Origin of the sequence: Marinobacter sp. KM021 (genome assembly GCF_050707965.1) — a bacterium.
GTDB classification, from domain to species: domain Bacteria; phylum Pseudomonadota; class Gammaproteobacteria; order Pseudomonadales; family Oleiphilaceae; genus Marinobacter; species Marinobacter shengliensis.
The window spans coordinates 1,998,907-2,019,981 of record NZ_CP136129.1; the positions used below are offsets into that span (position 1 = coordinate 1,998,907).

Sequence of the window (21,075 nt, forward strand, 5' to 3'; positions counted from 1 at the left end):
ACAGGCTCGCAATGGGGTCAGACCCCAAGACATTTCACCCCATCAAATGTTCTGGGGTCTGACCCCAACTTAGTTGGAGAGCCAGACGCTTTGGTAGGGTTTGAGGGTGATGACTCCGGCGAGGTCGTCGATGGCCATACCGGAAAGCAGATCGGTCCACTGGTCGGTGCCGATGAGGTTGATGTCGGTGAGGGCCACTTGCTGCACTTCGTCGCTTATGTTGTGGATGCAGAAGATGGATTGCTCCCGACGCATGCTCTGGCGCCAGAAGCCGAACAGCTGCAGGCCCAGGTGCAGGGTGAACTGGGTGGCATTGGGGTGGAAGGCGGGTTGGGCGCGGCGAATGGCGATCAGGCGTTTGAGTTCGGTGAAGGCTTTGCTGTGGTGGCTGAGTGGGTCCGCCAGGGCGGCTTCCACGGTATCCAGCTGCCACTGGCCGCGGTTAATAGAGCGGAAGCGGCCGGTGTGTTCTACCCGGGCGTGGTCGTTTTCCGTGGCCAAGAGGCTGTGAATATAGAACGCGGGAATACCTTCCAGCGCCAGCATAATGGTGTGGGCGCACAGGAAACGCTGCAGCTGCCAGTGGTCTGCGCCACCCTCGGCGGTGCCTTTGAGGGCATCCCACAAGGCAATGTTCATTTCGTAGGGCTGGTCCCGGCCGTCGGCAGTGCGCCGGTAGGATACCTTGCCGCCAAAGGATTCCATGGTGTTGATCAGCCGCTGCTTTTCGTCCTCGTCCAACAGGCCGTCAGTGGGCCGCAGGCCAACGCCGTCGTGGGAGGCAATGAAGTTCAGGTAGGTGGTGCCCATCTGCGCCGGCGGCATGCTCATCAGCCAGGTTTTCAGGTGCCGGCAATTGCCGGTGACCAGGGTATTGATCAGCAGTGGCGGCAACGAGAAGTTGTAGATAGCATGGGCTTCGTTGGCGTTGCCGAAATAAGTCAGGTTCTCCCGGTTGGGCACGTTGGTTTCGGTGATCACCACCGCATCCGGCGTGTGATGTTCAATCAACAGCCGCAGAATCTTGATCAGCTCGTGGGTCTGCTGCAGGTGAATGCAGGGCGTGCCCGGTTCTTTCCACAAGAACGCCACCGCATCCAGCCGGAAGATCTTTACTCCGCGTTCCAGGTAATAGTGGATAATCCGGGCAAATTCGATCAGCACTTCCGGGTTGGCGAAATTCAGGTCCACCTGGTCTTCGCTGAAGGTACACCATACATGGCGTTCGCCGTCGTCGGTCTGCACCGGCGTCAGCAATGGCGAGGTGCGGGGCCGCACCACCATGCTTAAATCGTCTTTCGGGTTGCCCTCAAAGAAGTAATCCTTGCCCGGTCCCACGCGCTTGCGAAAGTTCTCGAACCAGCGGCTGCGGGCCGACATGTGGTTGATCACCAGGTCTGCCATCAGTTTGTAGTCCGCGGCGATGGCCTCGATGTCTTCCCAGCCACCGTGAGACTCGTTCACCGCCAGGTAATCCATCACCGAGAAGCCGTCGTCCGAGCTGTAGGGAAAAAACGGCAGGATATGCACAGCGCTGATGGCATCCCGCAGGCTGTCATCCAGAAACCGCTTCAAAGTCACCAATGGCTTCTCACCTGGCTGCTGAACGGTATCGGCGTAGGTGATCAGGACAATGTCCGATGGGTCCCAATGGTTCTGGTGCGCCGGCGGGGCCTCGGCATCGGGCGCCAGTGCCATCGCATCCATCAACTGCTCTGCCACAAAGGCACAGTCCACCGCCGGGTAGACCACTTCCAGCATGGCCACCAGTTTGCTGTTCAGGGTCTGGCTCATGGCCGGAACTCCTGGTTATCCAGTTCCACCGCTTCCAGCAACTGCTCCCGGATATCCGGAATGGCACTGGTTACCCGGTTCCAGCTCGGGATGAACGGCGTGTCCATGGGATTGTCTAGGAAATAGGCGCCGGCGCGCATCACGTTCTGGGCGAACAGCTCCACCGCCTTCTCTTCCTTGTGACGATCGAAACTCAGGCCGTTAATGATGGCGTCGTTCTGGTAGGTCTCCACAAAATCCAGGGCAATACGGAAGTAGCTGGCCTTGATGGTGCGGAACTTCTCGTTGGAGAAAATCTCACCGTTAGTGGCCAGCTTTCGGAACAGCGCCTTCGAAATATCCACACTCATCTTGGACAGGCCACGGCTGGCGTCTTCCGGCGACAGCTCCTGATGCTTGTGGTCATAAACATCCGCCACATCCACCTGACACAGGCGGTTGGTGGCGTAGTTGCGCTTCATTTCAGACAGTACGCCGATTTCCAGACCCCAGTCGCTGGGAATGCGCAGGTCGTTGATCACATCGGTGCGGAAAGAGAACTCGCCCGCCAGCGGGTAGCGGTAGCTGTCCAGGTAATCCAGAAAATCGTTCGGCCCACACACTTTTTTGAGGGCGCGAATCAGGGGCGTGACCAGCAGGCGGCTGACCCGGCCATTCATGCTGCCGTCCGCCACCCGGGCATAATAGCCTTTGCAGAACATGTAGTTAAAACCGGGGTTGGCCACCGGGTAGATCAGGCGCGCGAGCAAATCCCGGGAATAGGTCAGGATGTCGCAATCATGCAGGGCCACGGATTTACTCACACCCGAGGCCAGCACGTAGCCAAAGCAATACCACACATTGCGGCCCTTCCCCATCTCCGTGGGTGCCAGGCCCTGCTCCCGCAATTTCATATCCAGTGCCCGCAACCGGGGGCCATCGTTCCAGAGCACCTTGAACGGCTGCGGCAGCTCGGAAAAATACTCCAGAGCATGGCGGTACTGGGCTTCATCGGCACGGTCCAAACCGATCACAATCTCATCCAAATACGGAACCTTGGTCAGCTCCTGGACGATGTTTTTAAGCGCAGGCCCTTCCAGCTCCGAGTACAAAGACGGCAACACCAAAGACATAGGCCGGGCTTTACGGAAGCTCATCAGGTCCGCTTCAACATCCTCCACGGGGCGTCGCACAAGGTTGTGCAGGGTGGTGATAATGCCATTCTGGTAAAAGTCGCCCATGGCGGCTCCTCCTTTACTGGTAGCCGTACTCGAATAGCAAGTTGAGCACGCATTCATTCCAACCCTCCGGGCCGGGCTTGAGGGAGCGCATGGCGTGCCGGGACGACGGCAACTGAACCTGGTCACTGTTCACCCCGCGAATCACCACCGGTACGTCGGCGGCCTCCAGCATGCACTGGTCGTTGGGGCTATCGCCCAGGGCGATGGTCACAATCGGTTCCTCACCAAAGTGCTCCTGATAACGCTTCAGCAAGAACCGGGCCCCTTCCGCCTTATCAAAGGTGCCCATGGCATGCCAGAAGCGCCCGCCCTGCACCAACTTCAGGCCCTCCAACTCAAGCGCCGCGCGGAATTGCGCCAGCTCTTCCTCCGTGCCATCCCACACAAGCGGCACCGTCGCCAAACGCTGTTTCGCCCGGGCCGCCTCCGTTACCGTCAACCGGGTAAGCGACGCCACCTGCTCCGCAGACAGGTCATCAAAGCTCCGAAACTGTGCACCGCTTTTCCTTTGCACCAAAAGAGTGCGAACAACCTCCTGATAAGACCGGCCAACATGAACCACTTCTTCCTCCGCATTGCCCAGGCAGCCGGCAGGAATCACCACCGCCGCGCCGTTCTCCGCAATAAACGGCCCCCGCAGCCCCATCATGCTTTGCAACTCACTGATCTCCGGCGCCGTTTTGCTGGAATTGAAAATCAACGGAATGCCATTGGCCCCCAACCGCGCCATCGCCGGCTTCGCCGCCCGCCAGCTGTAACTGTCGTGATCCAGCAAGGTGCCGTCCAGATCCGTAAAAACAATCAACCGTGGTTGCATTTCCCCACCCCGCTCTGCAATGTAACTGGGGTCAGACCCCAAGACATTTGATGCGGTGAAATGTTCTGGGGTCTGACCCCAAATTAGATTCAAGAACCAGGCCAGACTATGAGCACGAATGCCTTTAAGGTGGAACACCGTTATCTGGAATTGCCGGACAGCTTTTATACGCGGGTTAAGCCGACACCTTTGTCGCAGCCGGCGATGGTGTGCTTTAACCACAATCTGGTGGCCCAGATGGGGTTTCATGTTCAGGATGAAGGTGAGTGGGCCAATGTGGGTGCCGGGGCGGAGTTGCTGGAGGGTATGGACCCGGTGGCGATGAAGTACACCGGGCACCAGTTTGGCGTGTACAACCCGGAACTGGGCGATGGCCGGGGCTTGTTACTGTGGGAAACCGTGGCGCCGGATGGCACCCGCTGGGACTGGCACCTGAAAGGGGCAGGCACCACGCCCTACTCCCGCTTTGGTGACGGCCGGGCGGTGCTGCGCTCCACCATTCGCGAGTATCTGTGCTCGGAAGCCATGCACGGGCTTGGCATTCCGACCACCCGCGCCCTGTTTATGATCAGTGCGAAAGATCCAGTGCGCCGGGAATCCATCGAAACCGCCGCCGCGCTGATGCGAGTGGCGCAAAGCCATATCCGTTTCGGCCACTTCGAATTCGCCGCCCACCATGAAGGCCCCGAGGCACTGAAAACCCTGCTGGAACACGTAATCACCCTGCACTTCCCGCACCTGATCAGTCTGCCGGAAGAACAACGCCACCAACGCTGGTTTGAAGAAGTGGTGGAACGCACCGCCCGGCTGATCGCTGACTGGCAGGCGGTGGGCTTCTGCCACGGCGTGATGAACAGCGACAACATGTCCATCATCGGCGACACCTTCGACTACGGCCCCTACGCCTTCCTCGATGATTTCGACGCCGGCTACATCTGCAATCACACCGACGAGGGCGGCCGCTACGCCTACAACCGGCAGCCGCAGACTGGCTTTGTGAACTGCCAGTACCTGGCCAACGCCCTGCTGCCAATCATGGATGAGGACCACGTGCGCCGTGGTCTGCGCCGGTACGAAACCACCTATAACGAACATTTCAAGAACAATATGAGGGCAAAACTGGGGCTGGAGGAAACCGACGACTCAGACATGAACCTGATCATGGAGACCTTCAGCCTACTGCACGAACACCGGGTAGACTACACCCGCTTCTTCCGAGGCATCTCCAACCTGCACCGCCATGGCAACGCCCCGGTGCGAGATCTGTTTGCCGACCGAAGCGCGGCCGACGAATGGCTCGAACGCTACGAGGCCCGCCTCAAGACCGAAACCCGCGCCCACGACGAACGGGAATACGTCATGCGCCAGGTAAACCCCAAATACATCCTGCGCAATTACCTGGCCCAACAAGTCATCATGGAAGCCCAGAACGGCGACTACGCGCCCCTGAAAGAGCTGTTAAAGGTGCTCGAGAACCCCTTCGACGACCAACCCGAGTTCGAACACTACGCGGCCTTACCGCCAGATTGGGGCAAACACCTCAACATCAGCTGCTCCTCCTGAAGTTGTGAAGTTGGGGTCAGACCCCAGAACATTTGATGGGGTGAAATGTCTTGGGGTCTGACCCCAAATTGGCTCGGTAGGTCATTAAAGCTCGCTCACTTGGCCATTGGGGTTTAATTCCGCATAATCCCGGTTCTTGTATTCCACTCAGCTCCGGACGGCCGTTCATGCCTCAGAGTTTTATCCTGAAGTTCCTTCAAGGCTTTCAAGTTTATCGAAACCCCCGGGTTATCGGCATGCTGTTCCTTGGCTTCTCCGCAGGGCTTCCGTTGCTGTTGGTGGGGGGTACGTTTACGGCGTGGCTGCGGGATCTGGGCGTTGAGCTTGCCACTATTGGCTTTCTCAGTTGGGTGGGCATGGCCCATTCGATCAAGGTGCTGTGGGCACCGATTGTTGATCGCACCAGCATTCCGCTTCTCACCCGGTGGCTCGGGTGGCGGCGCAGCTGGATGCTGGTTTCACAGATGAGTATTGCCGGCGCATTACTGGGCATGGCGCTGACGGACCCAACCCAGCAACAGTGGCTGGTGGCCCTCTGGGCCGTGGTCGCCGCGTTCGGTTCCGCCACCCAGGACATCTCGGTGGATGCCTACCGGGTGGAAGCCGCGGAGCCCCATGAACAAGGCGGCATGGCCGCCAGCTATGTGACCGGCTACAGGGTTGCCATGCTTATGGCCAGTGCTGGCGCCCTGCATATTGCCGCCGTCGGCAGCTGGTCCCTGGCCTATGGCACCATGGCCCTGCTGATGGGCGTTGGCATGGTCACCACGCTGATCAGTTCCGAACCGAAGAACCGCCAGTCTGCGGCAGTGTTTGCCATGGAGGCGCGGGTTATCGGGTACCTGGACCGCACCAAACACAGTGGTGCCCGCAAGAACATCACCGCCTGGCTGATCGGCGCGTTTGTCTGCCCGTTCGCGGATTTCTTTCAACGGTACGGCAAAGCGGCGCTGGTGATCCTGCTGTTTATTGCCACCTTCCGCATCAGTGACATCTTTATGGGGGTGATGGCCAATCCGTTCTATCTGGACCTGGGCTTTACCAAGTCCCAGATCGCCAACATTGCAGCCGCGTTTGGCTTGATCATGACCCTGAGCGGGGCCGCGGTCGGCGGCGCACTGGTAGCACGGTTTGGCATTGCCCGAATGCTGTTGTTCACCGCGTTTATGGCCCCGGCCACCAACCTCACCTTCGCCGGCCTGGCCATCATTGGCCCCCAACAACCGGGCCTTGTGGCCGCCATCATTGCCGATAACGTCACAGGCGGCATGGCCATTTCGGTGTTTATTGCCTACCTGTCCAGCCTCACCAACACCGCCTACACCGCCACCCAGTACGCGTTGTTCAGCTCATTGATGACGCTGCCCGGGCAGTTTGCGGCGGGCTTTACCGGGTTGCTTGCAGAACACGTGGGCTGGGTGGGATTCTTCCTGATCACCGCAGGAACCGGCGCGCCGGCCATTATCCTGGCGGCCCTGCTTTTCCGCATTGCTCACCCGGACAAGCCGGCACGAATAGACGAGGATACTGCGCAGGGGCAGACAGCTCCCTAGCCATGCAGGGCAGGCCAGAACTCAATCGCGGAAGTTGTTAAACTGCAGCGGAATATCCAGCTCTGCCTCGCGCAGCATGGCAATGGCTTCCTGCAGGTCGTCCCGCTTCTTGCCGGTTACCCGCACCTTGTCACCCTGGATGCTGGCCTGCACCTTCATCTTCTGGTCTTTGATCATTTTCACGATCTTCTTGGCCATGTCGGTTTCGATACCCTGCTTCAGGGAAAAATGCTGCTTCACCAGTTTACCGGCCTTGCTCTCGCCGTCTTCCGCCAGGGCCCGGGCGTCAATGTTGCGTTTGGCGAAGGCCATGCGCAGCAGATCAATCAGTTGCTCCAGCTGGAATTCCTGCTCGGCGCTCACCGTAATGCGCTTGTCTTCCAGTTCGATATCCGCCTGCACATTTTTAAAATCCCAGCGGTTACCCAGATCACGCTTGGCCTGATCCACCGCGTTGGTGACTTCGTGCATTTCAATTTCTGAAACAATGTCAAAAGAAGGCATGGTCGTTATTCTCCAAAGGCCACACAGGGGTATACTGTGGCGACATTAAAAATACCGGATGTTCCGAAACCGCCAAAGCATACCAAGAGCCGCGGCGAACCGCATCTGACAATGGACTGGTAAGAAGTAGACAAACGATGCCAAACCTGGACCTACCCATACTCGTAGTAGACGACGCCAAATTCAGCAGTATGGTGGTCGGCCGCACCCTGCGAAATGCCGGTTACCGCGATATACGCATTGCCAACAACGCGCCAGACGCCCTGAAGCTGATGGAACAGCGGCAGGTCAGCGTGTTGATTGCCGATTGGCTGATGCCTGAAATGGACGGGCTGCAACTGACCGACCACGTGCGCCAGCAGGATGAGCAGGACAACCACTACACCTACGTGATCCTGCTCACCGCCCGCGAAAGCGTGGAAGCACTGTCGGAAGCCTTCGACCGGGGCGTGGATGACTTCATCTACAAATCCGACATGACCAAACAGCTGATCCCCCGCATCTTTGCCGCCGACCGAATGGCCGATCGCCAGAATACCCTGCTGCGGGCCAACGCACTGCTGGTCGAAAACAACCGGGAGCTGGAATCCACCAACATTATCGACCTGGAAACCGGCCTGTGTAACAGCAAGTATGCCCGCCAGCGCCTGCAGAAAACCCTGCGCCACGCGGAATCCCGCGGCGGTTCCACCTCATACGTGATGTGCGGCATTCGTAACTGGCAAGACCTGAAACGCAAGCACCCACCCAGCGTGATGAGCGAATTGGCCACCGGCATCGCCCGCCGCCTTAGCACCCTGATTCGCCCCATCGACGCCCTGTGCCGTGTTGGCGACAACCAGTTTGCCATCGTCTCCTACTTCCCGAACAGCGACCATTGCTCCACCACCGCGTTCCGGCGAATTTTTGATGGTATCAACCACAAGGCCCTGAAAACCACCGCTGGCTTTATCTCCGTGGAAGCCGGCATGGTCCTGTGCCGCGCCGACGCCCAGGACGGCACGCCCTCGGTGCAGGATATGGAACGGGCGGCGGTGCAAGGCCTGGTTGACGCCTACGAAACCCGCCGCTTTACCGAAACCAAACCCGAGATACGGGAAGGTGTGTAGCCCTCACAAACGGTAACAACGGGACACAGATCACAAACAGACAGGAAGGGCGCGAGGGCTTATTCTGAAACTGTGGAATCAAGCAGTATCCGCCCATGGCGGAGGAGCCGAGTAGTAACTCCGCCGTATTATGGCCCCTGACTCCACAGGATTAACGAATTTTTCAGGCACTTTCGTTCTTTCCGAAGTAATTTCGAGCCAGCTCTTGTGAGCTGGCTTTTTTATTTAGGGGTCTGTCCCCGTATGGGGACTGACCCACTTTTGCCCGTCCCTGCCCCAATACTCGAGCCCATGGGTCCAAGGTGGGTCAGTCCCCATGCGGGGACAGACCCTTAGGGACAGCCCTTGGGAGTCCCTAATCCAACCACGAGTGGGATTGGGTAAAAGTGGGTCAGTCCCCGTTCGGGGACAGACCCTTAGGGACAGCCCTTGGGAGTCCCTAGTCCAACCACGAGTGGGATTGTGTAAAAGTGGGTCAGACCCCTTTGGGGTCAGACCCTGTGAGACCCCGGCGATAATCCCCAGGCGTCTTCCCGGCAGCCGCCTTAAACTTCCGATGGAACGATGTGGTCTCGCTGTACCCCAACCGCAGCGCGATGTCGGGAATACTCATCTCGGTATTCCGCAAATAGTCCTCCGCCATCTGCTGGCGCACATCATCCAGTAGTTTCTGGTAGGAAACACCTTCCTGGCTCAGTTTGCGTTGCAGGGTGCGGCTGGTCATGCCCAGGTCTTCGGCGATCATGTCTTGCCGGGTCACGCCGCTGGCCAGTTGTTTCTGGATGCCCTGTTTCACCCTGGAAGTCAGATCGGTATCGGTATCCAGCAGCGCCAACTGGGAAAGCGCATGGGCTTCAAGGGTCTTGCGCAGCAGCGGATCTGGCTGACGAAGGCGGGTGGCCAGTAACTCCTGAGGCATGGTCACCACATTCTCTGGTGCCTCGAACTCAACCGGGCAGCCCCAGCGCTCCTGATAATCGCCCTCATAGTCAGGGCCTGGCGAGGAGCGTTTCAGGGCAACCCGGATTGGAGAAGCCTCATCACTATCCGCCAGCCAGCGAGCGTAGTTGATCCAGGAAGCGAACACGTTATCCACCACCTGGGGCCACACCACCGGATCGGTAAAATTGCAGGTCCACACCAACGACACTTCATTCCCCTTCATCCGAAGGCCCGTGGTGCCCATGTCCCCCACCAGCTTTTCATAGGGCGCAATCCGGGTGACCGCCTCCCCCAGCGTGGCACAGCTCATGGTGATGTAGCCAAGCACACTGTAGGAACCGGGCTGAACGAAATCACCGGTTTCCAGGCCAAGGATGGGATTGCCGGATGCTTCGGCCAACAGGTGAATAAACGTCTGCAACTGCTCGCCCGTCAGGCGGCCGTCATCGGTATCAAGGATATTCGGCTCAAGGCCGGCTTTGCTGAACAGCTCTGAGGTACTGATGCCCTTGGCATCGGCATAGCGAACGTATTGGCGCAGGGCGGCGACAGAGGCGGTTCCAAGAGGGGTCATGAGACTGCTTTGGTTGTTGATTTTATGCAGCGAGTATAACCGAAAATGGGTAGGGCTGGGGTGTTATAGGGTCTGTCCCCGAACGGGGACTGACCCACCTTTGCCCGTCCGTAGCACTAAACACGAACCCATGGGTCCAAAATGGGTCAGTCCCCATTCGGGGACAGACCCTTGGGACAGACCCCTAGGACAGAGCCTACAGCTTCCGCCCTTTCCCAGCCGCAATCCGCAACCGCAGCGCGTTCAGCTTGATGAAGCCTTCGGCGTCTTTCTGATCATACGCACCCTGGTCTTCCTCAAAGGTGGCAATCTTTTCGTCGAACAGGGAGTCGTCAGACTTCCGGCCAACTACGTCCACGTTGCCTTTGTAGAGTTTCAGGCGAACGGTGCCGTTCACGTAGGTTTGGGTCTGGTCGATCAGTGCCTGCAGGGCTTCGCGCTCCGGGGACCACCAGTAGCCGTTGTAGATGACCTCGGCGTAGCGGGGCATCAGGCTGTCTTTCAGGTGGGCCACTTCGCGGTCCAGGGTGATGGACTCAATGGCGCGGTGAGCACGCAGCATGATGGTGCCGCCCGGGGTTTCGTAGCAGCCGCGGGACTTCATGCCCACGTAACGGTTCTCTACGATGTCCAGACGGCCAATACCGTTGGCGCCGGCAACCTTATTCAGCGTCTCCAACACTTCGTGGGGCTTCATTTCCTGGCCATCAACGGCAACAATGTCGCCCTTCTTGTAGGTCAGTTCCACGTAAGTCGGCTTGTCCGGCGCGGCTTCCGGAGATACGCTCCAACGCCACATGTCTTCCTCGGCTTCCGCCCAGGGGTCTTCCAGGTTCATGCCTTCGTAGGAAATGTGCAGCAGGTTGGCATCCATGGAGTACGGGCTCTTGCCCTTCTTCATTTCCACCGGAATGTTGCGCTCTTCGCAGTACTTCAGCAGTTTTTCACGGGAGTTCAGGTCCCACTCACGCCAAGGCGCAATTACCTTAACACCCGGCTTCAGCGCGTAGGCACCCAGCTCGAAACGCACCTGGTCGTTACCCTTACCGGTAGCGCCATGGGAAATCGCATCCGCGCCGGTTTCGTTGGCAATGTCGATCAAACGTTTGGCAATCAGCGGGCGGGCGATGGAAGTACCCAGCAGGTATTCGCCCTCATAGATGGTATTGGCGCGGAACATCGGGAACACGTAGTCGCGCACAAATTCTTCGCGCAGGTCCTCAATGTAGATTTCCTTAACGCCCAACGCTTCCGCCTTGGCGCGCGCCGGCTCAACTTCCTCGCCCTGGCCGATGTCGGCGGTGAAGGTCACCACCTCACAGTTATAGGTGTCCTGTAACCACCGAACGATCACGGAAGTATCCAGGCCACCGGAATAAGCCAGCACCACCTTTTTGATATCAGACATGCCCTTGCTCCAGACTGAACAGAATGGATGTATTGAAAAGAAGGTGCGTATTGTACGGGAGTGCGGGGGGAATGGCTATTGGGCGGAAGAAGTCTGGAAAATGCGCTGTAACTCGCCGTTGTCACGCATGTGTTGCAGTGCTTCTTTGAAAAGACGAGCGTGTTCCGGGTTGCCGCTGTCTGGTGACATATACAGCCGGGCCTTTTGGCCCTTTACATGCTCCTGCAGACGGAACTCTTCTGCGGGAAAGCCGTAAGCGTCAATCGTCATCGCGATGTTGTGATCGCTGGCAAGCACCGCTGAAATACGCCCCAGCATCAGCATTTCAATGGCTTGCCGAATGTTATAAACCGGCACTTTCATCACAGCCTCATCCGCTTTGAACGACTCACCAAGATAGGTACCCCGCACATAGCCGACACGCTTGCCGGCCAGGCCATCCAGGGTCAGGGGGAAATCGGTGTCACGCATCGCCATCAGCATCAGATTGATCTGAAGTACGGTATCGACGGGAATGGTGTTCTCGTCCAGGTCTGGACTTTGAAACAGAAAAGCAAATTCTGCCCGTCCCGTGTGCAGGTCAAGTATGACGCGCCGCAAAGGAAGCAACTGCGCACTTACGTGAACACCCGAGAGTTCTGATAAACGGTCCATCAGCGTAATCAGACTGCCTTGCAGTTCACCCTGATTATCCTGAAAGCCCCAGGGCCAGACATCAGGAATCGCAAACATCGCCGGCGAGTTGGCAGGAAGGCCTTCGTTTGAGCCGACGACTTGATCACTCGCGCTAACCGGGGCAGCTGCAAGCAGAAAGGCCACCAACAGCCCGCGAAAAAACGCCATGTGCTCGACCAACGCTAATTCAAACCGCCTGCTGCTGGTTCACCACCTCGTCGCGAATGCCATCCCAGCCGTCTTTCACGGAACGCAGCAGGGTCAGCACTTCATCCAGCTTGGCAACGTCATTCTTGGCACTGGCTTCCAGCAAAGTGCGCTCCATATAGTCGTATAGAGCCTCCAGCCGGGTGGCCAGTTCACCGCCTTTTTCGAAATCCAGGAACGCCCGCAGGCCACCGATAATCTCAATGGCTTTATTGAGTAACTGAGCCTTAGCTGCGTAATCCTTGGCCTGAATTTTTGACTTGGCCATGTTAATCCGCTCGATCGCCCCGTTATACAGCAGCTGAATCAACTTGTGCGGGTCTGCATCGGTGATGCTGGTTTGGGTATTAACGCGCTGATACGCCTGTAAACCGTTCATATATAACCTCGTTTCACCGTTGTCCGGTATGCCATGGTTGGCTGGCCAACCATCAGTATAGCTGACTTAATCGTTTTGCCTGTTCGGCGCCAGGGCCGCCAACTGCTGGCTCACGTAATCTCGTGTGCTGTTAAGCTGGGAGATCAGGGAATCGGCGGCGCTGAATTGCTTCACCAGGCGTTCCTGATAGCTTTCAATCCGCAAGTCCAGCTTGATCCGGTCTTCCTGGATGCGCTCCAGGTCCCGGTTCAGGGCATCGGTTCGGGAGCTCAACGCACCGTCTGCACCCAGAATGCTGGTAATGGCATCTACCGCGCGTTCACTCACGCCCTCGATGAACTTCACCGAGCCACGGTTGCCTACGTCACCACCGGTAATGCGCACCTGCAGGCCAGCGGCATCGCCACCGGCACTGTTTGCCAGGAACAGCACCTGGCCGTCGCCCTGGGCAGTCTGGCCGTTAATGGTGCCTTGGACATCCTGGCCGGCGGTGCCGGTGGCGGTGTTAAGCCCTGTAACGTTGCTCAGCCCGGTCAGGCTTACGTTAGAATCGCTACCAAAGCGGTTAGAGGTAAACGTCAACCCCTCTGTGGCATCATAAGCCACCTGAACCGAACGGCCTGCCGCGTTCAATGCCGAGTTCTCGCGCAAGGCTGCCTGAATGGCAGCGGCAAAATCTTCACCGGAATAGTTATCTGCAGCAATCGAAACAGTCGCTGTGGTTTCACCATCTACCCGGAAAGTGAAACTGTTGTCAGCGCCAACATTAACGGTATCGGCGCTCGCGTAATTCAAACTGCCCCGAGTCGCCATCTGGGTAACATTAATACTGTAATCACCCGGGCGAGTATTAGAGCCGCTACGAACAAACTCCACCTGGGAATCGCTAGTTCTGCCCTGCTCTGCAAACAGAGCGGTTACATCATCCGGGTTTTCCCGAAGCTGCTGCTGAAACTTCTGACTATCAAACTGCAGCTCACCAGTACGAAAATCGGTGCTGATACCCACATCTGCCAGGCTCCGCACACTGGCGTTTTCCAGCCCGGGAATAATATCTGTTAAAACCCGCTTCAACTGGTTCTGAATGTTCCGAACCGTGGAATCCCCGGTCAGAATACTGCCCCGGCCGGTTTCGCTATCGAACGAAGACAGCTCACGAATAGTACCCTGCAGCTCGTTGAACTTGTCTACGAACGCCTGAACACGCTCGGCAACCGCCGCCGTGTCCTGCTTCACTTTGATAGTGGACTTACCCTCACCAGTAATGTTGAAGGTCAGTCCATCCACCACGTTTTCAATGGTGTTGGTGGCCCGGCGAATTTCCACGCCGTTGATTTCCATCACCGCATCGCTCGCCGCAATGGTTTGGCGCATGCCATCCACGTTATCGGGATCTGCTGTGTCAAAAGCAAACCGGCTCAAACCCGGAGCGGCACCATCTTCAGTAACGGAAATATTCACGGCATTGGCTTCACCGGTCTCATCCGCAGACAACACCAGCTGGAAACCGTTGCCGGTATCAATCACACCGGCAGAGACGCCCGCATTGGCCTCGTTGATGGCATTCGCCAGGCCTTGCAGGGTGTCGTTGGAAGAATCGATGGTGATGTTGGTGGTCTTGTCACCCACCTGAAGCGTCATGGTGCCACGGCCAACGCTGGTGGCATCCCGGTCGGCGAACACATCCCGGCTGGCCAGGGCCTGGGACTGCGCCAGACTTTTCACATCGAGGCTGTAAGAGCCGCGGCTGGCCTTGCTGGCATCCACCGACACATCAATATTGCTACCCGAGGAAGTGGCCGAAAACGACTTCATCGCATCCGCAGAACCGAGCTGTCGCATAGGCAGGCGCAGCTCCGTTACGGCGCTCCGCAACATGCCATAGGCAGAAATAAGCGCTTCTGTACGCTCTGTTTTCTGATCCAGCCGAACTTCCGTGGGCCTGCGCTCCGCAGCCACCAACTGGTCGACAAGATCCGACGTCAAAACGCCGGAGCCGATACCTAATGATGAAATACTGGCCATAACCGTGCCTCCTCAGGGGGGCGATTCTCTGTACTGATCAGTTTATCGGCAGCAGGCGGCAAAACTTTGCCTTTTTTCGGAAAATTCCTATGCCGATTTGTAACAGTGCGTAAACGCAGAACACCGCCGGCTCTTCTCAGAGGCGGCGGTGCTGAAATACCGTCGTTTTCACCCGCGCAAAAGCGGCAAGCTTTTACACCTTGATGTTAAACAACGTCAGCGGTTCGTCCTGCTGCAATTTTTCTGCCAACCTCATTGCCACTTCGTCCGGGATCTGGCGGATCACTTCCTGGGTTTGCTGATCAACCACCCTTACGATGGTCTGGCCCATTTCGTTATCCACTTCAAACTGAAGATCCCGCTGCACGGTTTGAACAAAGTCGTTCAACTGGCTAACCGCCTCATTCAGCTCCTTGCGCTGCTCTTCATTACGGGCCTGCAGCTTTTCAGCCTGCGAAGCCTGTTGAGCAACCTGAGGAGCCTGCACCTGGCGGGTACCGGCAGCCGAAGCAGCAAGGTCAGGGGCGTTCCGGCCCTCGGCCTGAGATGACGACAGTGCCTTGGCCGGAGCCTGGGCGCCAGAGCGCACCAGTTTCAGGTCCGGGCTGTTCAGGTTAACGTCATTCATAGCTGTACCTCGCTATCCTTCAACGGCGGAAGGCCGGAACCCGAGGGTTCCGGCCGTTACCGCTATGCCCCTTACTGCAGGAGGGACAGAACCTGCTGCGGACGGGCGTTCGCCTGAGCCAGGACGGAGATACCGGCCTGCTGCAGTACCTGGGATTTAGCCAGGTTGGCAGTTTCTGCCGCGAAGTCAGCGTCCAGGATACGGCTGTTGGATGCGCTGAGGTTCTCGACCGAGGTGCTCAGGTTGGCGATGGTGGACTCGAAGCGGTTTTGAACCGCACCGAGCTCGCTTCGGAAACTGTTCACGGTCTGTAACGCTGAGTCGATCCTTTTGATGGCATCGTTGGCATTGGCAACATCTGTAACACTCAAGCTAGAGAGGTTACCAGTGGCTGCTGCAATCTGGCCATCATCGAAACCCGCTACAGTTGGATCGTCACCGCCGATAGTAATATCTTCGAGCGCCTCGATCGTCACTTGTCCGCGGAGTACAGCACCTGCGGCAGTACCGATTGTCAATGCGAGCCCGGACGTGCTTCCAGTCGCCGTAGCTGCAGCAGTTCCAACAGCCGTTGTCTCAGCCGTGATGGTAATGTTCTTGCCATCCGCATTAGTCAGAATAACGCCAGTGGAGTTGCTACTCGCAGTCAATCCCTCAATACCCTGCGCATTGATCGCGGCAGCGAGGTCTGCACTATCCAGCGAATTGGTGGAGCCGGCCGCAATGGTCTCAGTCACGGTGACAGCAGAGGCTGTGCCCACGCTGATCGACAATGAGTAGACAGTGTCGTTACCAGAAGTGGCCGCAGCTCCATCAATCGCGGCAAACGTCACATCCTGTACATTGGTTGCCGAAACAGAGGTGAGACCCTGAACATTGGCATCTGTTATTGCCTGAGCCTTATCTTCCGCCGAATCCGATGATGAGGCACCAATTGTAACAAAGTCTCCATCCCCCACCTTAATCTGCAAATCTCCAGCGGCGAGCGCAGCATCACTCACGTCAGCAGTACCAGTCATCGTGGCGAGAGACCCAATCTGCTGGAGACGAGTGCCCTGAGTAAAGTCAACACCAATAACTTCTCCGGCGTTAGCGCCGACTTGGAAGTCCTGCTGACCAAAGGAGCCGTCAAGCACTTTCAAACCGTTGAACGCGGTCTGCGTTGAAATACGCTCGACTTCAGCCAGACGCTGCTGCACCTCGTCGTTAAGTGCAGCTCGATCAGAAGAGCTGTTGGTAGCGTTGGCCGACTGAACTGCGAGCTCGCGAATCCGCTGGAGGTTGTTAGTGATCTCATTAAGAGCACCTTCAGCAGTCTGCGCCAAAGAGATCCCGTCATTGGCGTTTCGGGTGGCAACGTTCAAGCCAGAAATCTGGGACTGAAACCGCGTCGAAATCGCCAGACCCGCAGCGTCATCCTTCGCGGAGTTAATACGAAGACCTGAGGACAGACGCTGCAATGCTTGGTCGTTCATCCCCTGAGACTTACTCAGTTGGTTCTGTGCGTTTAGTGACGCTACATTGGTGTTGATACCGAGAGCCATAATGCTTCTCCTTCGACTGATGTCGTGATTTCATGGATGAGGCCTAGCGCTCGACTTACATGTTTAGAGCGCCACCCTGTTATCCTGATTAACGGCACTGAGCCAAATTGCTTTAGAAAAAAAATTCAAGATTTTGTAAAGGAATGTAAAACCGGCAATTTCTTTCCCTTCACCTCCCACAACACCCATCAGGTTTCAGACTCATACCATCAGATAAAGTTTTTAAAAACAAAACGATAAAGCTATTTTAAAAAAACTGGCACACCCTTCGCTTAGTGACAACCAAGACTGTAACTCAACGAATTTCTGCCGAAGCGCACTATTCAACATAGAGCTCTAGCGACCGGCAACTCTGAGCAAGGAGAATTGATATGCCTCAGGTGATTAATACCAACATTGCTTCATTGAATGCCCAACGAAACCTCAATGCCTCACAAGGTGATGCCAACGTGGCACTGCAGCGACTATCCTCCGGCCTCCGAATTAATTCGGCCAAAGACGATGCTGCCGGCCTTGCCATATCCACGCGGTTTCAGTCACAAATTTCTGGTCTCAATGTCGCCCAAAGAAATGCTAGTGACGGTATATCCCTTGCACAAACTACCGAAGGAGCATTAAACGAAGTCATTAATAACCTGCAGCGCGTTAGAGATCTGGCAGTTCAATCTGCCAACGCGACCAACAGTGCGTCCGACAGAATCGCGCTTGATCAAGAGGTTCAGCAGCGGATCGAAGAAATACAGCGCATAGCTGAACAAACAAACTTTAACGGCCTGAAGGTACTGGATGGGTCCTTCGGGGAGAAAACATTCCAGGTCGGTGCGAATTCGGGCGATACCATCAGCGTCGATTTGTCCCGTGGGTCTAGAGCCGATCAAATTGGCTCTCTCGCATCTTCGGGCCCGCGCCAGATATCAGATGTTCCGTTAGCTGATGGTGATTTGACGATTTCTGTAGGACAAAGCGAAGCCTATCCGATACCTGGAACTGGAACAGACGCTTCTGCCGAAGCCACAGTAAATGCTATTAAACAGGCGAACATACCAGGATTACCTACTGTTTCGGCAACCAACGTACAGGATGTGACGTTTGCCGCGATTGATGGAGCTGCGGCCACTTCTGGTAACGACACTGTCTACTCATTGTCGATCAGCGTGGGCACAGCCTCTGCTGTCACCGTGACTGAGACCATTGCGGCCGGCTCCACCAATTCGCTGGATAGTGCAGACCTCGCTGCCGCGATCAATGCGCAGGGTATTGAGGGATTGACTGCGAGTAGCAACTCCACTGGCGTTATTCTGACTAATGCGGATGGCAAGAACATTACCATCACGGCTGAGACAACGGCTGTTGGAACTGCTGCAGCTACGGCGACTGGAAGCACGTCCGGGCTCGCATTGACAATCGGTACTGCCGCAGGTGCTGTACTCCGCGGACAAGTGACGATCGAGGCGCTCGAAGATATTACTATCGGCGGCAATTCGCCGGAAAATGCTGGTTTTCTCGCAGGTGGAGAAACCATTACTGCCTCGGGAAGCCTTGAGGGTGTCGACATTCGAACTGTGGCCGGCGCCAACGATGCAATAAAACGCGTTGATTCAGCGCTCACGACAATCAATGCTATCCGAAGCGAGCTTGGTGCTGTCCAGAACAGGTTCGAATCAACAATCGCGAATCTAAGCACCACGTCAGAGAATCTAAGTGCAGCGAACAGCCGAATTCGTGACGCAGATTTCGCTGCAGAGACTGCCGAGCTTGCTCGAACTCAGGTTCTCCAGCAGGCAGGCCTATCAGTTCTAGCACAAGCTAATGCTAGACCTCAGCAGGTGCTCCAGCTCCTGCAAGGATAAGCTTTAGAAAAAGGATAGCTCCGTACCGAGTCCTTCGGTACGGAGCTATCTCTTACGCCTGCCTTATGACCATATGCTAAGATGACTTAAAACTCAGCAGCATCCCGGAGTTCGCCGCAGTGGTTAAAAACAAAGCCTTGGAATTTGTTCGTCGTCGCGAAACTAATCTCCTATTCTTCAAGAAATTCTACCCTGACATCTACCGTTACTACGCAAACTATAAGCTGACGGAAGCTGAAGTCGTTATTAGCAACGTAGAAGACGAACTCGACCTTAATCTGGGAGGAGTATCTCTATATCAAGGACAAGGCAAAAAACGAGCGCACCAAGGTGTAGAGCTATTCAAGTCAACATTCGCGCACAACAAAATGCTCCCATCGCTACCCCCTCCATGGCCTGGCGATTACCACCATCCTCGCTTTGCTCACCTCGCAATCGACCAGATCATCAGAAAATCACCATTAAACAAAAAAGACTTCAAGGGATACCCAATTCCTAACTTCTACCCCTTGGTTGTTTTCCAAGGCGTGGGACTTGGCCTCCAAATTGAGGAGCTTGTCACAAGAACAGACGTTGAAAATGCAATAGTAATTGAACCCAATTTAGAAATCTTTGGCGCCAGCCTTTTAACGGTGGATTGGGCAAAAGTGTGCTCAACATTCCAGCGCGCAGGCCGATCCATCCGTTTTTTGATTGGTGTCGACAAAACGGAAGATGCAATCTGGCCGGCTCTGGTAAAGCATTTGATGCACTTCACACCAATGTTTCCGGTAATGAACCTGTTCCTAAACGAGCGGGGGGACAAAACAATGGATGCCGTTGCAAAACGCATCAACCGTGAAGCAATTGCAACTCTCACAACCTGGGGCCATTACGATGACGAGGTGCGCCAATTAAATAACGCACTTCATGCTTTCCATATGGGCGTCAAAGTCATACCCGAAATAAACTCCATTTCGTCGACTATTCCAACGATTATTGTTGGGAGTGGGCCATCGCTTGATGACCGTATAGATGGATTAAAAGCCAACCGCGAAAATATAATCATTGTCAGTGCCGGGACGGGGCTGAGGGTCCTCATCGAGAACGATATTTATCCTGATTTTCACGTCGAGCTGGAATCGGATTACCTGAACTACCGTGTGATCAGTTCTTATGATCAAAAGAAGCTTAAGTCTATCCGAATTATTGCCGCATCTCAGATCTGCCCATTGATTTGGGACCTATTTGGAGATCAGCGCCTATTCTTCAAGAAAGAAAACCCTATCGGAACGCTGTTCGGGTCACCAGAAACCAGTATCGCTGGCGGAGCTCCAACCTGCACTAATACTGCGATTGCATTATGCACCCAGCTTGGACTTCGGAACATCTTCCTTTTCGGAACAGATTTCGGATTTCGCGACCATGGAAAGCACCATTCCATGCGATCGGTGTATATGGAAAGTGAAGACGATACCATTGGTACAGAGCTTAAAAAGGGAGCGAGTAAAGTCTTCCAACAATCCAATACCTTCAAAGTACAAGGCGTAAATGATAGCGTGGTTTTTACCACTCCCATCTATTTCACTGCAAAGAGAGCTGTCGAAGGTTTAATTGGGGCAACGACAGCCGCATCCTCGGCCTATAAGTTTTTTAACTGTGCAGACGGCGCAGCGATTGAAGGCTCAACCTGGATAACCGAAGCTCAATTCAACGACACGATAATAGAGTTGGGTGATAAAAACGAGAAGGCTCGCGTTCTGAAAAAACTGTTCAGCAAAGACTCACAAGCAATCTCACTAGAAAACTTAGAGGACACCCTCAACGTAACTTGTGAAAAGCTGAGTCAACTCGCAAGAAAAATTGAGGGAATGATAAAGAGCCAACGCGTAAGAGGGAAGAAAGACATTACGAGGCTGTCCTCTGAAATCAGTCGCTACTTAGAAGGGGAGTTAATTAAAAGCGATCCAGGGTTCTATTACATGATACGAGGCGCAGTCAGGCACCATCTCTATGCTGGGTTCGCACACGCCCTTGCCATGAACGACGACGGCGATGTTGCAGCTTATCTCGATCGCTGGAAGAAGAGCTTTACAGATTCAATGGCCGCTTTGCCCGGCCACTTCAAATCTGTCACCAGTAAACGCTACTCACTGGTTGATGATCCATGGGTTCGGCAATCCATTAACGACCCAGAATAGCGAAAAAGTTTGCTAAATCCAAAGGGGATTCCATAACTGGATCCCCTAGCCCCAAAACTGGCACACCTTCCTTAAAGCACGGCAAACCGTCAAAAAACTGCAG

At 55.7% G+C, this 21,075-nt stretch carries 16 protein-coding genes; 5 read left to right on the top strand and 11 right to left on the bottom strand.

Features of this window, described 5'->3' with window-relative positions; all coding sequences use genetic code 11:
* Positions 1-69: 69 nt before the first annotated feature.
* The 3 genes from RVM24_RS09430 to RVM24_RS09440 are packed head-to-tail and all read right to left on the bottom strand — an operon-like array spanning position 70 to position 3,831.
* Positions 70-1,794, bottom strand: coding sequence for a sugar phosphorylase (locus RVM24_RS09430; protein ID WP_431475288.1), 1,725 nt, complete (start codon positions 1,792-1,794; stop codon positions 70-72).
* The gene (locus RVM24_RS09435; protein WP_152438548.1) at positions 1,791-3,014 is read right to left on the bottom strand and encodes a glycosyl transferase; all 1,224 of its coding nucleotides are present in this window, start codon (positions 3,012-3,014) and stop codon (positions 1,791-1,793) included. Before RVM24_RS09435 ends, RVM24_RS09430 begins: the two co-directional genes overlap by 4 nt.
* 13 nt (positions 3,015-3,027) lie before the next feature.
* Positions 3,028-3,831: an HAD-IIB family hydrolase gene (locus tag RVM24_RS09440; RefSeq protein WP_431475289.1), complete on the bottom strand. Its 804-nt coding sequence runs from the start codon at positions 3,829-3,831 to the stop codon at positions 3,028-3,030.
* A 108-nt stretch (positions 3,832-3,939) separates the two neighbouring features.
* On the opposite strand from RVM24_RS09440, the gene RVM24_RS09445 reads away from it, so the two are divergent.
* Positions 3,940-5,394 (top strand): protein adenylyltransferase SelO, encoded by a 1,455-nt coding sequence (locus tag RVM24_RS09445; protein WP_431475290.1) that lies wholly within the window; start codon positions 3,940-3,942, stop codon positions 5,392-5,394.
* Positions 5,395-5,561: 167 nt separating this feature from the next.
* Entirely contained in the window at positions 5,562-6,947 is a 1,386-nt protein-coding gene (locus tag RVM24_RS09450; RefSeq protein WP_374787587.1) for an AmpG family muropeptide MFS transporter, read from the top strand.
* 21 nt (positions 6,948-6,968) lie between these two features.
* On the opposite strand, the gene RVM24_RS09455 is transcribed toward RVM24_RS09450, so the two are convergent.
* Positions 6,969-7,451 carry a YajQ family cyclic di-GMP-binding protein gene (locus RVM24_RS09455; protein ID WP_058092389.1) on the bottom strand — a complete coding sequence of 161 codons (483 nt, stop codon included), beginning with the start codon at positions 7,449-7,451 and terminating at the stop codon, positions 6,969-6,971.
* 137 nt (positions 7,452-7,588) lie between these two features.
* Between RVM24_RS09455 and RVM24_RS09460 the strand changes: the two genes are divergently transcribed.
* Positions 7,589-8,560 (top strand): response regulator, encoded by a 972-nt coding sequence (locus RVM24_RS09460; RefSeq protein ID WP_058092390.1) that lies wholly within the window; start codon positions 7,589-7,591, stop codon positions 8,558-8,560.
* Between the two features lie 475 nt (positions 8,561-9,035).
* Here the strand turns inward: RVM24_RS09460 and RVM24_RS09465 are convergent, their stop codons facing one another.
* The 7 genes from RVM24_RS09465 to RVM24_RS09495 all read right to left on the bottom strand — a co-directional run bounded on the left by RVM24_RS09465 (position 9,036) and on the right by RVM24_RS09495 (position 16,942).
* Complete coding sequence (locus RVM24_RS09465; RefSeq protein WP_152438553.1) at positions 9,036-10,076, bottom strand: AraC family transcriptional regulator; 1,041 nt, start codon at positions 10,074-10,076, stop codon at positions 9,036-9,038.
* Positions 10,077-10,272: 196 nt separating this feature from the next.
* Positions 10,273-11,484, bottom strand: coding sequence for an argininosuccinate synthase (locus RVM24_RS09470; RefSeq protein ID WP_061333619.1), 1,212 nt, complete (start codon positions 11,482-11,484; stop codon positions 10,273-10,275).
* 75 nt (positions 11,485-11,559) lie between these two features.
* Entirely contained in the window at positions 11,560-12,327 is a 768-nt protein-coding gene (locus tag RVM24_RS09475) for a substrate-binding periplasmic protein (RefSeq protein ID WP_061333621.1), read from the bottom strand.
* Positions 12,328-12,346: 19 nt separating this feature from the next.
* Positions 12,347-12,745, bottom strand: a complete 399-nt coding sequence (gene fliS / locus RVM24_RS09480) for a flagellar export chaperone FliS (protein WP_061333623.1) — start codon at positions 12,743-12,745, stop codon at positions 12,347-12,349.
* A 66-nt stretch (positions 12,746-12,811) separates the two neighbouring features.
* Positions 12,812-14,770 (bottom strand): flagellar filament capping protein FliD, encoded by a 1,959-nt coding sequence (gene fliD, locus RVM24_RS09485; protein ID WP_230715373.1) that lies wholly within the window; start codon positions 14,768-14,770, stop codon positions 12,812-12,814.
* Between the two features lie 193 nt (positions 14,771-14,963).
* Complete coding sequence (locus tag RVM24_RS09490; RefSeq protein WP_286921274.1) at positions 14,964-15,398, bottom strand: flagellar protein FlaG; 435 nt, start codon at positions 15,396-15,398, stop codon at positions 14,964-14,966.
* Positions 15,399-15,469: 71 nt separating this feature from the next.
* On the bottom strand, positions 15,470-16,942 hold the full coding sequence (locus RVM24_RS09495) for a flagellin (protein WP_374828606.1): 1,473 nt from the start codon (positions 16,940-16,942) through the stop codon (positions 15,470-15,472).
* Between the two features lie 371 nt (positions 16,943-17,313).
* On the opposite strand from RVM24_RS09495, the gene RVM24_RS09500 reads away from it, so the two are divergent.
* Together RVM24_RS09500 and RVM24_RS09505 are read left to right on the top strand one after the other, a co-directional pair.
* Entirely contained in the window at positions 17,314-18,792 is a 1,479-nt protein-coding gene (locus tag RVM24_RS09500) for a flagellin (RefSeq protein WP_374828605.1), read from the top strand.
* 119 nt (positions 18,793-18,911) lie between these two features.
* Complete coding sequence (locus RVM24_RS09505; protein WP_230715367.1) at positions 18,912-20,972, top strand: motility associated factor glycosyltransferase family protein; 2,061 nt, start codon at positions 18,912-18,914, stop codon at positions 20,970-20,972.
* Positions 20,973-21,075 lie beyond the last annotated feature (103 nt).